The organism is Microbacterium sp. NPDC077184 (assembly GCF_040687055.1).
Taxonomy (GTDB): domain Bacteria; phylum Actinomycetota; class Actinomycetes; order Actinomycetales; family Microbacteriaceae; genus Microbacterium.
This window is the reverse complement of sequence record NZ_JBFBMM010000002.1, coordinates 165,643-181,208: the sequence shown is the minus strand read 5'-3', so window position 1 is coordinate 181,208 and position 15,566 is coordinate 165,643. Positions and strand designations below refer to the sequence as shown.

General features: G+C 69.5%; 15 protein-coding genes. 5 read left to right on the top strand and 10 right to left on the bottom strand.

Annotated features, from left to right (window positions below):
* Window positions 1-53 precede the first annotated feature (53 nt).
* The 3 genes from AB0O93_RS05530 to dut form a co-directional block, all read right to left on the bottom strand.
* Window positions 54-749, bottom strand: a complete 696-nt coding sequence (locus AB0O93_RS05530; RefSeq protein WP_363341857.1) for a DUF3159 domain-containing protein — start codon at window positions 747-749, stop codon at window positions 54-56.
* Between the two features lie 86 nt (window positions 750-835).
* Window positions 836-1,432: a DUF3710 domain-containing protein gene (locus tag AB0O93_RS05525; protein WP_363341306.1), complete on the bottom strand. Its 597-nt coding sequence runs from the start codon at window positions 1,430-1,432 to the stop codon at window positions 836-838.
* Window positions 1,429-1,881, bottom strand: coding sequence for a dUTP diphosphatase (gene dut, locus AB0O93_RS05520; RefSeq protein ID WP_363341304.1), 453 nt, complete (start codon window positions 1,879-1,881; stop codon window positions 1,429-1,431). Before dut ends, AB0O93_RS05525 begins: the two co-directional genes overlap by 4 nt.
* Window positions 1,882-1,893: 12 nt before the next feature.
* On the opposite strand from dut, the gene AB0O93_RS05515 reads away from it, so the two are divergent.
* Window positions 1,894-2,379, top strand: coding sequence for a DUF3093 domain-containing protein (locus AB0O93_RS05515; protein WP_363341302.1), 486 nt, complete (start codon window positions 1,894-1,896; stop codon window positions 2,377-2,379).
* On the opposite strand, the gene AB0O93_RS05510 is transcribed toward AB0O93_RS05515, so the two are convergent.
* Window positions 2,357-2,647 carry a DUF4193 domain-containing protein gene (locus AB0O93_RS05510; protein WP_053548679.1) on the bottom strand — a complete coding sequence of 97 codons (291 nt, stop codon included), beginning with the start codon at window positions 2,645-2,647 and terminating at the stop codon, window positions 2,357-2,359. The genes AB0O93_RS05515 and AB0O93_RS05510 overlap by 23 nt on opposite strands.
* A 221-nt stretch (window positions 2,648-2,868) precedes the next feature.
* Here AB0O93_RS05510 and sepH point away from each other — a divergent pair, with 221 nt between their 5' ends.
* Window positions 2,869-3,900, top strand: a complete 1,032-nt coding sequence (gene sepH, locus AB0O93_RS05505; protein ID WP_363341299.1) for a septation protein SepH — start codon at window positions 2,869-2,871, stop codon at window positions 3,898-3,900.
* A 3-nt stretch (window positions 3,901-3,903) separates the two neighbouring features.
* Here sepH and AB0O93_RS05500 read toward each other — a convergent pair whose 3' ends face one another.
* Window positions 3,904-5,013: a nucleotide pyrophosphatase/phosphodiesterase family protein gene (locus AB0O93_RS05500; RefSeq protein ID WP_363341297.1), complete on the bottom strand. Its 1,110-nt coding sequence runs from the start codon at window positions 5,011-5,013 to the stop codon at window positions 3,904-3,906.
* 66 nt (window positions 5,014-5,079) lie between these two features.
* On the opposite strand from AB0O93_RS05500, the gene AB0O93_RS05495 reads away from it, so the two are divergent.
* Window positions 5,080-7,533 (top strand): DNA topoisomerase IV subunit A, encoded by a 2,454-nt coding sequence (locus AB0O93_RS05495; protein WP_363341295.1) that lies wholly within the window; start codon window positions 5,080-5,082, stop codon window positions 7,531-7,533.
* Between the two features lie 28 nt (window positions 7,534-7,561).
* On the opposite strand, the gene AB0O93_RS05490 is transcribed toward AB0O93_RS05495, so the two are convergent.
* A complete protein-coding gene (locus AB0O93_RS05490) occupies window positions 7,562-9,637 on the bottom strand; it encodes a DNA topoisomerase IV subunit B (protein ID WP_363341855.1) in 2,076 nt (691 codons plus the stop codon).
* Window positions 9,638-9,802: 165 nt separating this feature from the next.
* Between AB0O93_RS05490 and AB0O93_RS05485 the strand changes: the two genes are divergently transcribed.
* Window positions 9,803-10,027, top strand: a complete 225-nt coding sequence (locus tag AB0O93_RS05485) for a hypothetical protein (RefSeq protein ID WP_363341293.1) — start codon at window positions 9,803-9,805, stop codon at window positions 10,025-10,027.
* Between the two features lie 52 nt (window positions 10,028-10,079).
* Here the strand turns inward: AB0O93_RS05485 and AB0O93_RS05480 are convergent, their stop codons facing one another.
* The 3 genes from AB0O93_RS05480 to AB0O93_RS05470 are packed head-to-tail and all read right to left on the bottom strand — an operon-like array spanning window position 10,080 to window position 12,840.
* Entirely contained in the window at window positions 10,080-11,150 is a 1,071-nt protein-coding gene (locus AB0O93_RS05480; RefSeq protein ID WP_363341291.1) for an alanine racemase, read from the bottom strand.
* The gene (locus tag AB0O93_RS05475; RefSeq protein WP_363341289.1) at window positions 11,147-11,815 is read right to left on the bottom strand and encodes an alanine racemase C-terminal domain-containing protein; all 669 of its coding nucleotides are present in this window, start codon (window positions 11,813-11,815) and stop codon (window positions 11,147-11,149) included. Before AB0O93_RS05475 ends, AB0O93_RS05480 begins: the two co-directional genes overlap by 4 nt.
* Entirely contained in the window at window positions 11,812-12,840 is a 1,029-nt protein-coding gene (locus AB0O93_RS05470; RefSeq protein WP_363341287.1) for a sugar-transfer associated ATP-grasp domain-containing protein, read from the bottom strand. Before AB0O93_RS05470 ends, AB0O93_RS05475 begins: the two co-directional genes overlap by 4 nt.
* 75 nt (window positions 12,841-12,915) lie before the next feature.
* Between AB0O93_RS05470 and AB0O93_RS05465 the strand changes: the two genes are divergently transcribed.
* Window positions 12,916-13,950, top strand: a complete 1,035-nt coding sequence (locus AB0O93_RS05465) for a sugar-transfer associated ATP-grasp domain-containing protein (RefSeq protein ID WP_363341285.1) — start codon at window positions 12,916-12,918, stop codon at window positions 13,948-13,950.
* 1 nt (window position 13,951) lies between these two features.
* Here AB0O93_RS05465 and AB0O93_RS05460 read toward each other — a convergent pair whose 3' ends face one another.
* Window positions 13,952-15,541, bottom strand: coding sequence for a lipid II flippase MurJ (locus tag AB0O93_RS05460; protein ID WP_363341283.1), 1,590 nt, complete (start codon window positions 15,539-15,541; stop codon window positions 13,952-13,954).
* Between the last annotated feature and the right edge of the window lie 25 nt (window positions 15,542-15,566).

The following is a 15,566-nucleotide window of genomic DNA, read 5'->3' as shown; positions in this document are numbered from 1 at the left end:
GGTTCGCCTTAGAACGAGCGGAGCGTATTTATCTTGATGTCAAGATAAATGTATCACCTGGGCTGTGCGGGGTAGAGAGCGCGGACGGCGAGCCAGGTGACGGCGACCATCGGCGCGAACAGCGGCAGACCCATCAGAAGCTTCGCTGTTCCGAGCGCCGTCACATCGCCGGCGAAGTACAACGGCACCTGCACCAGTAAGCGCGTGGCGAAGAGCGCCGCCCAGCCGATGGAGAGCCAGAAGAACGTCCGGCGCTTCCGCCGATCCCGGCGCCATGCGGTGCCTTCACCGAGCAGGAACCCGGCGGCGAGGCCGATCAGCGGCCACCCCACCAGCGCCGAGACGGCGAACGCACCCCCGTAGACGCCGTTGGTCAGGAATCCCCAGAGGAAGTTGTCCTCTGCGCGTCCGGTCCACAGCGCGAGTGCGGCAGCCGCGGCCGCAGCGATCAAGCCCCCGAGCGCCGCCGAGGGCGGCTGCTTCTGCAGCAGACGAGCCAGGGTGAACGCCGCCGCCGATCCCACCGAGATCGCGAGGGCGAGGACCAGGTTCTGGGTGAAGGTGAACAGGACGACGAACGCCAGGCTCGGCAACACCGATTCGAGGATGCCGCGCCAGCCTCCCATGGCGTTCCAGACGGCGTGCCGTGTGTCCTCGGTGGAGTTGGGGTCGAGCCCGGCCCTTCGGGCGGCGTCACCCAGCGCGGCGCCCAGCACCTCCGAGGCGCGAGCAGCAGGGGGCGGCGTCATCCCGGGGACGTCCCGGTCCGCGCCGGCGCGATCCGCGGGCTCGGAGTCGTCGGTCGCGCCGACGCGGGGATCACGGTCCGGATCGATCACGCGGAACCCGGGGTCGCCGGCATGCGGAGCGGGATGAGATCGCGGGGCGGCATCGGCGTGCCTCCGCGGACGACCACGATCGACCGGAACAGGTCCTCGACCCTGGCAGCGGCGTCGACATCCGCCGTCGCCGCGCCTCCGATGACACCCCGGAGGAACCAGCGCGGCCCGTCGACCCCGACGAAGCGCGCCAGGCGCTTGCCCGCGACGCCGTCGGTGCCCGCGACGACGGGAACCTCGGCGAGGAGTTCCGGTCCGAGCGGTCCCTCCCGCTCCTCCACGCGTCCGCCCTGCTGGCGGATCTGGGTCCGGATCTGCTCGCGGGTCTCCTCCCACAGTCCCTGGGATCGTGACGCGGCGAAGGGCTGCACCTGCAGGGTCGAGTCGGCGTAGTCCAGACCGACCGCGACGATCCGCTTGGTCTGCTCCTCGACCTCCAGCCGCAGGTTCAGTCCTTCCCGCGGGAGGATCTTGATCCCGCCGAGGTCGATGTAGGGACGGACCGGGTTCGCTTCGCTCTCGTCGAACGGTCCGGTCGACGCGCGGTCACCGGATGCCGGAATCGGGTCGCCGGCGGAGGTGGGATCGGTCATCGGGATTCTCCATCCTGGGTGTATCCGGTCGAGCCGAAGCCTCCTGCGCCGCGGACGCTGCCGGGGAGCTCCTCGACGGGGAGGAACTGCGCCCGGGCGACCGGCATCACGATCAGCTGCGCGATCCGATCGCCGACCGAGACGTCGTAGGGGTGCTCCCGATCGGTGTTCAGGAGCGTGACCATGATTTCGCCACGGTACCCCGCGTCGACGGTTCCCGGCGCGTTGACCACGGTGATGCCGTGCTTGGCGGCGAGACCGCTGCGGGGGACGACGAAGGCCGCGAACCCGTCGGGGAGGGCGATCCGCACGCCGGTACGGACCAGTGCGCGGTGTCCGGGATCCAGGCGGACCGCTTCCGCGGACACGAGATCCGCCCCCGCATCGCCGGGGTGCGCGTAGCGCGGCGGCTCTGCCGCGATAATGGGGATGTCCACCGTTGAAGTCACCCATCGAGGGTAATGCAGAAGCACACACAGAACATCGGCGAAGGCGTGTACCGCGAGAGGCTCACGCCGTCGTTGTGGATCCTCGTCTCCGCGGCCGTCGTCGCCCCCATGGCTTCACTGGTCTTCGTTCCGATCGACACGACCGTCGCCCTGATCGCCGGGCTCGCCGTCGGTGTGGCGGTCGTGGCACTGATGATCGCCGGTTCCCCGGTCATCGAAGTCCGTGACGGGACCCTCCGCGCGGGGCGTGCGCGAATCGAGGTCCATCACCTGGCAGACCCGCGGGTGGACGAAGGGGAGGATGCGCGTCTGGCGCGCGGAGCGCGTCTGGCACGCGACTCCTGGCATCTCATCCGCGGGGGGATCGATGCGACGGTGACGGTCGACGTCGTGGACCCCAACGATCCGACTCCGTCGTGGGTGATGTCGACGCGGACGCCGGACCGCCTCGCGGCGGCCATCCGTCACGCGCAGGTCAGGAGCACTCCCGGCAGATAGGACCGTCGGCGCTGTCGTGGTCGACCTGGGAGCGATGCTTCACGAGGAAGCAGCTCGCGCAGGTGAATTCGTCCTGCTGCGGGGGCAGGACGACGACGTCGAGATCGAGGTCGGAGAGGTCGGCACCGGGGAGTTCGAAGCCCGAGGGGTTGTCGGCGTCCTCCACGTCCACCGCGCCGGACATCTTGTCGGGAACGCGCTCCTTGAGCGCCTCGATCGACTCGCTGTCGTCCTCGGTCTTGCGGGGGGCGTCGTAATCGGTGGCCATGCGTGGACGTCTCTACTTCCGGGTGATTCTCTCGGGTGGGTCGCTGTGCGTGCCCTGACGGGCGGCCATAGTTTGCATGACCACGGTCCGATTCGCAAATGCGGGCCGCTCGCCGGCGGATGCTGCGAACCGATCAAACTCGCGGCGCGCGCAGGATATTCCCGGGCCCCCCGGAAGTGCGTGTCAGCATGGACCGACACTCTGATCGGAGGGGCTTCCGCATGGAACAGCTCAAGGTGATCGCCGCGGAGGACGATCGCATCGTCCTGGCGAACGAGTCGGGCGACCGCTTCTCTCTCGCCATCGACGATGTGCTGCGCGCGGAGGTGCGTCGCGCCCGGCGCGAACGCGACCCCGATGCGGGTGCGCCCCGCCCCAGTCCTCGCGAGATCCAGTCGCACATCCGCGCCGGTCTGAGCGCGGCGGAGGTGGCCGAGCTGCTCGGCGCGCGGGTCGAGGATGTCGCCCGCTTCGAAGGGCCCGTGCTCGCGGAGCGCGAGCACGTCGTCGGACAGGCGCTCGCCGTTCCCGTTCTGCTCGGCAACGACTTCGACGGGGACGCGAACACGACGTTCGGTGCCGCCGTGCGCGCGAAGCTCGCGGAGGTCAGTGCTTCCCGCGAGCGGTGGACGAGCTGGAAGGAGCCGACCGGCTGGGTGGTGAAGCTGGAGTTCACGGCCGCCGAGATCGACCACGACGCACGCTGGGGCTTCGACCCCCGGCGCAGCACGCTCTCTCCGCTCAACGCGGATGCCATTCAGCTCTCGCGTCAGGGTCCGCTGCCGGAAGGGCTCATCCCGCGACTGCGGGCGCTGGAGACGGCGCAGGCGTCGGCGGACGATTCGAAGTTCGACAGCGGAGCATTCGGACCTCGCCACCTCGACGCGTCGATCGCGTCGCCCGAGCTGCCTACTCCCGTCGCGCCCGCGGTGTCCAAAGCGGCGATCAAGCGCGCCGACGAGCCCGCGCTCACGTCGTCCGAGACCGCCGACCTGCTCGAGGCGCTTCGTCGACGCCGCGGCCAGCGCGAGCCGCTGCCCGCCGCCGAAGAGGAGGAGTCGCCTCGACCGCACGCCCCGGTGGCCCTTTTCGACGCCCTCGAGCCCGGCTACGAGCAGACGGACGAGGATGTCGAGCCCGAGGCGCCGCGCGAGCAGGCCCCGCCCGCGGTCGCCGAGGGTGGGCGACGTAAGGGACGCACCTCCATGCCGTCCTGGGATGAGATCGTCTTCGGAGCACGCTCCGAGGAGTGAGCTTCAGGCGAAGGCGCCCAGCCTGACCAGAGGAACGATCCGCTCCTCCGGGGTGAGCGAGCCGTGCTGGCCCACCATCCTTTGGGGCGCCTTGTCCTCGACACGATCGTCGTAGTACGCGATCGCGGAGCGCGCGGCCACGAGGACATCACCGATCCGAGGCGCGACCGCGGCATCCACCGGGCCGAAGAGTCCCGAAGCGATCGCCTCGTCCCGGGTCATCACCCACGCACGGCTCGACTCCGCCTCGGCCCAGCGCCGGACCACATCCGCCGCCGTGCCGGGCGCGGTGTAGAGGTGCAGCATCCGCGGTTCGCCACCGATGTCCTCGACGTCGCGCAGCAGCCCGTCGCCCTCCTCGAGAAGGACGTGGCGGTGGCGAGGAACGTCGACCATGCCGTGATCCGCGGTGACGATCAGACCGGTGCTCGGTGTGATGTCCCGAGCGAGATCGCGGACCACGGCATCGACGCGCTCCAACGCCGCCGTCCACGCGTCCGACTCCCAGCCGTGTTTGTGTCCGATCGCATCCAGGTCCGGTGCATAGAGGTAGACGAAGGAACCGGGGTGCCGCGCCGCGAGCTCGGCCGCTCGTGCCGCCCGCTCCTCGAGGTCGCTCACCGCTTCGACGTCCGCACCGCCGACGGAGGCGCGGGTGAATCCGCTTCCGACGTACTCCGGTCGGGTGACGACGAAGCTCCGCCGGGTCGCGGTGAGGGGCTCGGCGCGCTGCCAGTCGGCGGGCAACTCCCCCGCCTCCCATCCGCGCAGCTGGTTGGCGACGATTCCGGTCTCGGGGACGCGGGCGCGGTAGCCGACGATCCCGTGATGCCCCGGCGCGGTTCCGGTGAGCAGGCTCGTCAGGGCCGCCGCCGTCGTCGACGGGAACACCGAGCGTGCGACATCCCTCTTCCCGCGGTGCGCCCAGAGGAAGCGCGCATGGCCGGAACGTGCCGCGAGGTTCGCGGCACCGAGGCCGTCGATGACGAAGACGATGGTGCTGGTGGCCGGAGCGAACCATTGCGAACGCCCGTCCAGGGCGGCCATGGCTTCCCGTGCGACATCGGTGAGGCTCCGGGCCGAAGAGGGGTCCGCGGGTAGGCTGAGGGACATCCGGGCCAGTCTCGCACACGCGAGACGCGGCCCCGTTCTTACGCCCGAGACCCGAGGCCTTCTGTCATGCCCGCATCCCGCACCGATTCGCCGCCGCCCGACCTCAGCCGCATCGAGGACGTCGATGTCTCGGCCGAGATGCAGGGATCGTTCCTCGAGTACGCCTACTCGGTCATCTACTCGCGCGCGCTCCCCGACGCGCGCGACGGTCTGAAGCCCGTGCAGCGCCGCATCCTCTACCAGATGGCCGACATGGGCCTGCGACCCGACCGCGGCCACGTCAAGAGCGCCCGCGTCGTGGGCGAGGTCATGGGCAAGCTGCACCCGCACGGAGACTCCGCGATCTACGACGCTCTGGTGCGCCTGGCGCAGGGTTTCGCTCTCCGGGTGCCTCTCGTCGACGGACACGGGAACTTCGGATCCCTCGATGACGGCCCCGCGGCGGCCCGGTACACAGAGGCGCGACTCGCTCCCGCCGCGCTGGCGCTGACGGAGAACCTCGACGAGGACGTCGTGGACTTCATCCCGAACTACGACGGGCAGTTCCAGCAGCCCGAGGTTCTGCCTGCGGCGTTCCCCAATCTCCTCGTGAACGGCACGACGGGGATCGCCGTGGGGATGGCCACGAACATGGCGCCGCACAACCTCATCGAGGTGGTCGCCGCCGCCATCCACCTGCTCGAGAACCCGCACGCCACGCTGGACGAGCTGATGGAGTTCGTCCCCGGCCCCGATCTCCCCGGCGGCGGCGTGATTCTCGGGGTCGACGGCATCAAGGACGCCTACGCCGGCGGACGCGGGAGCTTCCGCACGCGGGCCAAGGTCTCGGTGGAGTCGCTCGGTCCGCGCCGCACCGGACTCGTGGTGACGGAGCTGCCCTACATGGTCGGGCCCGAGCGCGTCATCGAGAAGATCAAGGATGCCGTCGGGGCGAAGAAGCTCACCGGTATCACCGATGTGACCGACCTCACGGACCGCAATCACGGCCTCCGCCTGGTGATCGGGGTGAAGACCGGGTTCGACCCGAACGCCGTCCTCGAGCAGCTGTACCGCCTCACGCCGCTGGAGGACTCCTTCGGCATCAACAACGTCGCGCTCGTCGACGGACAGCCGCAGACGCTCGGGCTCAAGGATCTGCTCCGGGTGTATCTCGACCACCGGATCCAGGTCGTCACCCGCCGCAGTCGCTTCCGGCTCGCCAAACGCCAGGCCCGCCTCCACCTCGTCGAAGGTCTGCTGATCGCGATCCTCGACATCGACGAGGTCATCCAGCTCATCCGTGGCTCCGACGACACCGCGCAGGCGCGTCAGCGTCTGATGGACGTCTTCGACCTCTCGACGCTCCAGGCCGATTACATCCTCGAGCTGCAGCTGCGTCGCCTCACCCGCTTCTCACGGATCGAGCTGGAAGCGGAACGCGACGAGTTGAAGGCCGAGATCGCCGCGCTCGAAGAACTGCTGGCGAGTGATCGGCTGCTCCGGGCGCAGGTCGCGCGCGAGCTCGAAGCCGCTGCCGAGGCCTACGGCACGCCGCGGCGGACGCTGCTCCTCAACGGCGGGCCGGTGCCCTCGCGGTCGCGCGCCGCCGCCCCGGCCGATCTGCAGATCGCCGACGCGCCGTGCCGGGTGTTCTTCTCCGCGACGGGACGGATGGTGCGCGCCGAGTTGATCGCCGACGCGCCGAACGGCGGCATCGTTCCTCCGGCCCGCCGCTCGAAGCACGATGCGATCCGGAGTGCGGTCGACACCACCACCAGAGGCGATCTCGGTGCGGTCACGTCGTCCGGACGACTGGTGCGCTTCTCCCCCGTCGACGTGCCGTCGGTTCCCGGGAACTCGATCCAGATGGCCGCCGGAGTCCGCGCGGACCAGTACATCGGCGTGCCCTCGGGTGAGCACGTCGTCGCGATCGTGCCGCTCGTCGCGGACCCGGTCATCGCCCTCGGCACCCGAGACGGGGTGGTCAAACGGGTCGCGGCTGACGAGATCGCCGGCAAACCGGACGTGGAGATCATCTCGCTGAAGCCCGGCGACACGGTCGTCGGCGCCGCGCCCGCGGCCGATGGTGCGGAGCTCGTCTTCGTCACATCCGACGCCCAGCTGCTCCGCTTCGACGCGGCGTCGGTCCGCCCCCAGGGCCGTGCCGCAGGCGGGATGGCGGGGATCCGGTTGGGCGACGGCGCTCGTGTGATCTCCTTCACCGCTCTCTCCTCGTCCGAGGAGGCCGTCGTGGTCACCATCGCGGGGACGACGACCGCCTTGCCGGGCACCGATGCCGGCAGCGGCAAGGTGTCGGCGTACTCGGAGTTCCCGGCCAAGGGCCGAGCGACCGGCGGTGTCCGGGCCCAGCGTTTCCTTCGCGGCGAGGACGCGCTCACTCTGGCGTGGGTCGGAGTGGATCCGCGTGCGGTCGCGGCGGATGGGGCGGTGCGCGCGCTCCCCGACGTCGGCGCGAAGCGTGACGCCTCAGGGCAGCCCCTCGACGCGGTGATCGCCGCCGTGGGTACGGCCGTTCTCTGAGGTCGCGTCTGATCGTCGCGCGCGGCGATCAGACGTCGATGGCCTCGCGATCCAGGCGATCCGCCGAAGAGACGATGAAGTCGCGCCGCGGCGCGACCTCCGAGCCCATGAGCAGCTCGAACACGTTCATCGCGGCCTCGGCGTCCTCGACGCGCACGCGCCGCAGCGTTCGCCCGTTGCGGTCCATCGTGGTCGTCGCGAGCTGATCGGCATCCATCTCGCCGAGACCCTTGTACCGCTGGATGGGGTCGTGCCACCGCTTGCCGGACTTCTGCAGACGCGTGAGCAAGGTGTGCAATTCCTTCTCCGAGTACGTGTAAATCGTCTCGTTCGGCTTCGAGCCGGGATTCATCACGATCACGCGGTGGAGGGGCGGGACGGCAGCGTACACGCGGCCCGCTTCGATGAGGGGACGCATGTAGCGGAAGAACAGGGTCAGCAGGAGGGTGCGGATGTGTGCGCCGTCGACGTCGGCGTCGCTCATGAGGATGATCTTGCCGTAGCGCGCCGCGGCGAGGTCGAAGGAGCGCCCGGAGCCCGCGCCGATGGTCTGGATGATGGCGGCGCACTCGGCGTTGGAGAGCATGTCGCTGACCGACGCCTTCTGCACGTTGAGGATCTTCCCCCGGATCGGCAGGAGCGCCTGGTACTCGCTGTTGCGGGCGTGCTTGGCCGTCCCGAGTGCGGAGTCGCCCTCGACGATGAACAGCTCCGTCTGGTCCACGTCGCTCGTCCGGCAGTCGGCGAGCTTCGCGGGCAGGGACGAGGATTCGAGCGCGTTCTTCCGGCGCTGTGTCTCTTTGTGCGTCCGCGCGGAGATGCGCGCCTTCATCTCCGACACGACCTTGTCGAGGACCAGGGCCGTCTGGGCCTTGTCGTCGCGCTTGGTCGAGGAGAACCGCGCCGCGAGCTCCTTGCCCACCACGCTCGAGACGATCGCGCGGATGGCCGGAGTCCCGAGGATCTCCTTGGTTTGCCCCTCGAACTGCGGCTCGGGGAAGCTCACGGTGAGGACGGCGGTGACCCCGGCGAGGATGTCGTCCTTTTCCAGCCTCTCGCCCGCGCCCACCTTCAGACGCCGAGCGTTCTGAGCGACCTGATCGCGGATGACTTTCATCAGTCCCTGCTCGAACCCGGCCTGGTGCGTGCCGCCCTTGGGGGTGGCGATGATGTTCACGAAGGATCGCGTGACCGTGTCATACCCGGTCCCCCAGCGAAGGGCGACGTCGACGATGCACGTGCGCTCCACTTCGGTGGGGACCATCGCGCCGGAAGGCTGCAGGACGGGCACGGTCTCCGTGAACCGGCCTTCGCCCTGCAGCCGCCACGTGTCGGTGACCGCGGGGTCGGGGGCGAGGAAGTCGGTGAACTCCGAGATGCCGCCGTCGTAGCGGTAGCTGGTCTCGATGCGTTCGTCGCCGCGCTCATCGACGATCAGGATCTCGAGTCCCGGCACGAGGAAGGCTGTCTGACGGGCGCGCTGCTCGAGTTCGTCCAGGGCGAAGGCGGCATCCCTGGTGAAGATCTGACGGTCCGCCCAGTACCGGATGCGCGTCCCCGTGACGCCCCGGGGCGCCTTGCCGACGACCCGCAGCTCCGAAGACTTCTCGAACGGTGAGAAGGGCGAATCCGGTTGGGGTCCCGCGAAGATGCCGGGCTCGCCGCGGTGGAAGGACATCGCGTGGGTCTTGCCGCCGCGGTCCACCTCGACGTCGAGGCGCTCGGACAGCGCGTTGACCACCGAGGCGCCGACCCCGTGGAGTCCACCCGACGCCGCGTAGGACCCTCCCCCGAACTTGCCGCCGGCGTGCAGCTTCGTGAACACGACCTCCACGCCGGTGAGGCCGGTGCGGGGCTCGACGTCCACGGGAATGCCCCGGGCGCGGTCGCGCACCTCGACGCTGCCGTCCGAGTGGAGGATGATCTCGATCTTGTCGCCGTGGCCGCCGAGGGCCTCGTCGACCGCGTTGTCGATGATCTCCCACACGCAGTGCATCAGACCGCGGGAGTCGGTCGAACCGATGTACATACCGGGGCGCTTGCGGACGGCCTCGAGGCCTTCGAGCACCTGGAGGTGGTGGGCGGAGTACTCGGAGGTCACAATCGTCTAGATTATCCGCCGCCCCACCGGGGTCGGGGTCGACACGCATCAACGGCGGCGCACCGTACGCGCTCAGCGAAATGTGACCGCCACGCGGCATTCTCGAAACAATCCCGTGGTTGGATTCAGAGACTCGACGATCGACTTTCTGCACGAGGAGGCACTGAGATGAACACGCTTTCGACCCCGACCGAGCCCGGTACCGTCCTCGAGCACCGCCTCACCGCCACGGACCGTTGCGACTCCTGCGGCGCGCAGGCCTACATCGCCGCGGAGGTCAACGGCAGCGAACTGCTCTTCTGCGCCCACCACGGTCGCAAGTATGAAGAGAAGCTCCGCGCCGTCGCGACCTCCTGGCACGATGAGACCGCAAGGCTCCACGAAGCCGTCTGACGACACGCTCTCGCCCCGTCGGCATCAACGCGGGGCGCCTACCGACGCCCGATCAGCTCTGCCGAGCAGATCGGGCGTCGTCGTCTTCGCGCCGTACCGCCGGCGAGAGTCGCACGGCGATCTCTTCGCCGATCGTGTCGAGGGTCTCGGCGAGATCCGTGGAGGTCGGTTCCCCGCGTGAGCCCGTGCCGTAGATGACGACCTCATCCCCCACGGCCATTCCCGGCCACCCCTCCACGCGGGAGTCCTCCCCCACGGTCACAAGACGGCGCGGACCTCCCGGGGTCCCGACGTCCACCCGGCCGGCGAGAAGCGACGGCAGTCCGTCGAAGACGCCGATATCGATGATTGCGGCGTCGGCGTCGGCGTCGACGGCGACGACGGATGCCGCGAGGGTGCCGATCGGCGTCAGATCCAGGTCGGCCGCAGATGGCCCGCCCGCGGGTGCGATGCCGTAGCAGAAGGCGCCCACGCGCGTCATCTCGTAGCGGAACTCCGGCCTCATGGTGCCGGCGGCGCTGGCCGCGAGGTGCCGCAGGGTCGGGGTGAGGCCGGCCGACCGTGCGACCCCGACCGCGTGGTCGAACGCCGCCCGCGCGGCGTCGTCTTCGTCGTCGGAGGCCTCGGCGATGTGACTCCAGATGCCGACGACCTCGATGAGCCCGGCATCCTGAAGAGCACGCGCCCGCCCGACGGCGTCGGCCCAGTCCTCCGGGCGTATGCCGTTGCGATGCAGCCCGGTGTCGATCTTGAGGTGTACACGGGCTCGCCGGGATCGGTCCGCGGCGACCGCCGCGACGTCCTCGAGCACATCCGCGTCTCCGACGCCGATGTCGGTGTCCAACATGAGAGCGTCGCCGATCTCCTGTCGGCCGGGTACGAGCCAGACGAAGATGCGAGGACCGTCCCCCGCCGCGCGTCGGACCGCTGCGGCGGTGACGACATCGAACGCGCCGAACCAGGCCACACCGAGCGCAGACGCGCGCGGGACGACGCGAGAGATCCCATGCCCGTACGCGTCGTTCTTGACAACGAGCATGAGCTCCGCGGGAGCGAGGCCGGTCTGGACGCGGCGGATGTTGGCGTCCAGCGCGTGAAGGTCGACGATGAGGCGCGCGGTCATTCGATGATCCTCCGAGCGTGGGCGCCGACCGCGGCGGCCAGCTCTGCGACGTCCATTCCGGTGACGCGGCTCCACTCCCTCAAGCGTGGGTGACCCTCCCTCTCGTCTCCGAAGAACCACGCGGTTTCGCCGCGTGCGACGGCGGCGCCGGCGATGTCGACCACGCAGACGTCCATCGCCACACGCCCGAGGATGGGGCACGCCCGTCCTTCGATGCTCACGTGCGCCGCGCCGCCGAGCGCACGGACGACTCCCTGTCCGTAACCTCCCGAGATGAGCGCGACCCGGGTGTCCTGCGGTGCCCGGTACCGGTACCCGTAGGACACGCCCTCGCCGCGTCGCAGGACCTTGGTGCCGAGCACCGTGCCGCTCATGCGCATGACGGGGGTCGCGGCACCCGCGAGCCCGTACAGTTGCCGGGCATCCACGAGATCATCCGCGTTCTCGCGTGCGTCGACGACGCGGATGCCGAGCGCGGCGAGGTCGGCGCCGGTGCCGGGATCGGCGCGCACGGCATGCAGGCCCAGGGGGCGCAACGTGGCCGCGACCGACGCGGCACCGTGCCCCCACGCGTCCCACCGAAGGTCCAGAACAGCGTCGGCGAGGGGTGCCCGCTGGGCGTTGTCGCGGAGCGCGTCGATCCGGATCCGTGCGACGGGGTTCATCGGCGCAGCGCAGACCCCATGGCGCGCTCGTGCCGGGGGCGCGACCCCTCACGGATGCCGGTGGCGCTGACCCTCGTCTCGTACAGGCCGGGCGTCCAATTGCCCTCGATCAGGACGGGACCGTCCGGGCCCACGGCGACGTCCCACCCCACGTACGGAACCGCGGGGATCTGCCGGGCGGCGCGGTCGACGAGGTCGAGCACCTGATCCCAGAGCGGGACGGCGAAGTCCACGATCGACATGTGCGAGTCGGGGTGCTCGAGGTAGCGGCTCTTGTGCTTGCCGGTGTGACCGGGGCCGACCGAATGGCCGTCGTCGTCGAGCATCGTGAAGAAGCCGCCCCAGGTGAACTGGTCGCTGACGGCCCCGCGGCCGAACTTCTGCACCATCACGAGCGGGTGGACCCGCTCACCGTCGAAGTACGTCGTGATCCGCGTCGTGTTGACCGTCCCGGCACAGTAGGAGGACAGGTACGGATGCTGCACGATCGGCTGCTCGATGAGGATCTGCCCCTTCTCGACCAGCTCCGAGCGGAAGGCGTCCCAGTCCTCGACCTCGGCGGTGTCGTAGCGGAAGACGCCCTTGCCCTCGCGGCTGACCGGGACCTTTGCGATGATCACCGGATGCCGCTGCGCGAACTCGCGCAGGCCCGCGGCATCCGTCTCCTCCAGGGCGAGCCACTCGCGCCCGAGGAACGGCTCGAATGCGCGGTTGAAGCGGATCTTGTCCTCGAGCGTCTTCGCGACCTCGCGGTCGTTCAGGGCGTTGGCCAGGTGGTGCTGCAGGAGCGAGGTCATGAACGTCGCGCGCTCGCGTCGATTGAGGAGCGCGAAGTCGGCCTCGTAGTAGTCGATGTACGCGGTGTCGCGGAAGGCCGCCGACCACAGCATGTCGACGAACACGGGCACCGCCCACCGACCCTGCTCGTGCGAGATCTGCCGCGCGAAGCCCCACACGCGACTCGGACGGAACGCGGTGGCGCGCTTGAAGAGGTAGCCCGCGCGGGCTTTCAGCGAGATGTCCATAGAAGGACTGATTATACGAGGGTGCGGCCTGGCGTCCCCCGAAGACGGCGGAGGGCGCTGTGTTAGCGTGAGGACGTGTCACAGGTCTCCCTGCGCGTGCGCTATCTGCTCCAGCGGGCCCGGCGCCTGAACCTCGGAAACGTGACGGAGTTCGCTCGCCAATCGCAGCGCGTGTCGCGGGCACCGCTGCCCGTGATCGTCGCCGACATGCTCTGGTGCTCCGTGCGCTACGAGATGGGTTTCCGCGACTACGCGGTGTGGGACATCCGCACACTGAACCGCCGCGAACGCGCGACGTGGATGACCCATCCCAAGGCCATCCGGCTGAACAACACCCTCAACGGACCGGACTCCGCCGCCTTGCTCGGCGACAAGCCGCGGTTCTACCGTGATTTCGCCGAGATGGTCGGTCGGGAGTGGATCGACGTGGAGGATGCCACGGTCGAGGACGTCTCGGCGTTCCTCGAGCGGCATCCCCGGGTCCTCGTCAAGCCGGCCCGCGGCGAGGGTGGGCGGGGCATCTCCGCGTTCGACGCGTCCGAGATCACGGATGTCGCCGCCTGGCGATCGCGGTTGATCCACGAGGGCGGCACGCTCGTCGAAGAGATCCTGCCTCAGCACGCGCGCCTGTCCGAGCTCTACGGCGGGAGCGTGAACACGCTGCGGATCATCACCTATCGCGCTCCCGATGACACCTTCCACATCATCGCCTCGGTGCTGCGCATCGGCAACGGCGGCGTCGTCGACAACTTCGCCGGTGGTGGCATGTTCACGATGCTCGACGATGAGGGCGTGGCCCGGTGGGCGGGCGTCGACAAGAACTCCCACGTCTTCGAGCGGCATCCGGTGACCGGGGTGGAGATCGCCGGCTTCGCCGTGCCCTTCTACGCCGAGGCGCTCGCCATGGTCGAGCAGGCTGCCCGGCGCCTGCCGTCCGTGCCGTATGTCGGGTGGGACGTCGCCATCACGCCGTCCGGTCCCGCGCTCATCGAGGCGAACCACAATTCCAGCGTGTTCCAGATGAAGCCGAGCGTCTCGGGAATCCGCACCGGCCTGCTCTCGCGGTATCGCGATGCGGTCGGCGCGGGCGTCCTGGACCGACGGGGCTGACTCAGCGGGAGAACCGCGATCGGACCATGCCGATCGCCATCGCGAGCTCCGGGGTGCGGAGGGCGGCGAGGATGCCGAGATAGACCAGCGCGCTCACCGCGCAGATGACGAACGTCCCCGCGGCTGCGGCGAAGACGTTCGCGAGCATCCATCCCGTTGCGCTTCCAGACCACACGTACACACCGAACCCCAGCGCGCCCGCGGGGACCGCGGCGAGCACGAAGCGCACGAGCGCCAGCGTCGGACGACGGAGTCCGAGCGGACCGAGCTTCCTGCGGAGCAGCCAGATGGCCAGCAGGAGCTCGATGATCCCGCAGAGGGTCTGCACCGCCGCGACCGACGCCGTCAGGTGCTCGCGCGGCACCGTGGCGACCGCGGTGATCGTCAGCGCGACGACCAGGATCCCCTGGGCGAGGGTGAAGAAGAACGGCGTGCGCGTGTCGCCGTAGGCGTAGAACGTGCGCTGGATGATGAACAGGACGGCCATGGGGATGAGGCCGAACAGGAAGGCCACGAGCACGGGTGCGGCGAGGAGGGCGTCGACGGCGGCGTTGGTGAAGATCCGCGACGCCGGCACGGCCGCGGCGATGAGGGCGGCGGCGGCGATCACGACGAAGAGCCCGAGGGTGCGGATGGCGGCGGAGATGTCCTCCCGGAGGGCCACGTCGCGCTGGGCGGCGGCATGCTCGGCGATCCGGGTGAAGTAGGGCGTTCCGATCGACAGGACGATCAGGGCGTACGGCACCATGTACACCAGCCAGGCATTCCCCCAGACCGTGACCGAGACGTTGTCTCCGGAGGCTTCGGACATCGCCCGCACCTGGACGATTCCGGCGAACAGGGTCACCAGGACCATGCCGAAGGTCCAGGAGGCGAGGGCGCCCATGCCGCCGAATCCGACGCCGCGCCAACGGAAGTCGGGCTTGAGCGGGATGCCGGATCGACGCCAGACGATCGCGAGGACGACGGCCTGCACCACGATCCCCAGCGTCGCCGTCCCGCCGATCAGCGCGACCGCGGTGGGGGTCCACCCGACCAGATCGCTCCGATCGCTGCCGAAGACGACGATGAAGGCACCGAAGCCGATGATCGACACGATGTTGTTCAGCACAGGTGCCCACGCGTACGGCGCGAAGATGCGGCGTGCATTCAAGCTCTCCCCCATGAGGGCGAACATCCCGTAGAAGAAGATCTGCGGGAGGCACCAGTACGCGAACGCAGTGGAGAGAGCGCGCTGCTCGTCGGAGAAGCCGTTCGCGAGCACCCAGATGAGCCACGGCGCGAGCAGCATCGACACGACGGTCGCGAGCATCAGGATGCTGGCCCCGGCCGTGAGGAGCTTCGGCAGGAACACGCGACCGCCGTCCGCCTGGGCGCTCACCGCGACGACCCGGGGGACGATCACACCGGTCAACAGGCCGGTGGAGATGAGCGTGAGCACCGTGTTCGGCAGCTGGTTGGCGACGTAGAAGGCATCACCGGCCGCGTACACGCCGATGGCGCTGACCAGCACGACGGTGCGGACGAGTCCGGTCAGACGCGAGGCGAGCGTGCCTGCGGCGATGAGGGAGGTCGCCCGTGCGAGGTTCATCGAGGAGGTGGGAGTGCGGCGATCG

What these genes read in the sequence shown, in the direction of transcription:
- AB0O93_RS05495 (WP_363341295.1), top strand. Translation starts at nt 5,080, where the DNA reads ATGCCCGCATCCCGCACCGATTCGCCGCCGCCCGACCTCAGCCGCATC.
- sepH (WP_363341299.1), top strand. Translation starts at nt 2,869, where the DNA reads ATGGAACAGCTCAAGGTGATCGCCGCGGAGGACGATCGCATCGTCCTG.
- AB0O93_RS05515 (WP_363341302.1), top strand. Translation starts at nt 1,894, where the DNA reads ATGCAGAAGCACACACAGAACATCGGCGAAGGCGTGTACCGCGAGAGG.
- AB0O93_RS05475 (WP_363341289.1), bottom strand. Translation starts at nt 11,815, where the DNA reads ATGAACCCCGTCGCACGGATCCGGATCGACGCGCTCCGCGACAACGCC.
- AB0O93_RS05460 (WP_363341283.1), bottom strand. Translation starts at nt 15,541, where the DNA reads ATGAACCTCGCACGGGCGACCTCCCTCATCGCCGCAGGCACGCTCGCC.
- AB0O93_RS05530 (WP_363341857.1), bottom strand. Translation starts at nt 749, where the DNA reads ATGACGCCGCCCCCTGCTGCTCGCGCCTCGGAGGTGCTGGGCGCCGCG.
- AB0O93_RS05470 (WP_363341287.1), bottom strand. Translation starts at nt 12,840, where the DNA reads ATGGACATCTCGCTGAAAGCCCGCGCGGGCTACCTCTTCAAGCGCGCC.
- AB0O93_RS05480 (WP_363341291.1), bottom strand. Translation starts at nt 11,150, where the DNA reads ATGACCGCGCGCCTCATCGTCGACCTTCACGCGCTGGACGCCAACATC.
- AB0O93_RS05485 (WP_363341293.1), top strand. Translation starts at nt 9,803, where the DNA reads ATGAACACGCTTTCGACCCCGACCGAGCCCGGTACCGTCCTCGAGCAC.
- AB0O93_RS05500 (WP_363341297.1), bottom strand. Translation starts at nt 5,013, where the DNA reads ATGTCCCTCAGCCTACCCGCGGACCCCTCTTCGGCCCGGAGCCTCACC.
- AB0O93_RS05510 (WP_053548679.1), bottom strand. Translation starts at nt 2,647, where the DNA reads ATGGCCACCGATTACGACGCCCCCCGCAAGACCGAGGACGACAGCGAG.
- AB0O93_RS05525 (WP_363341306.1), bottom strand. Translation starts at nt 1,432, where the DNA reads ATGACCGATCCCACCTCCGCCGGCGACCCGATTCCGGCATCCGGTGAC.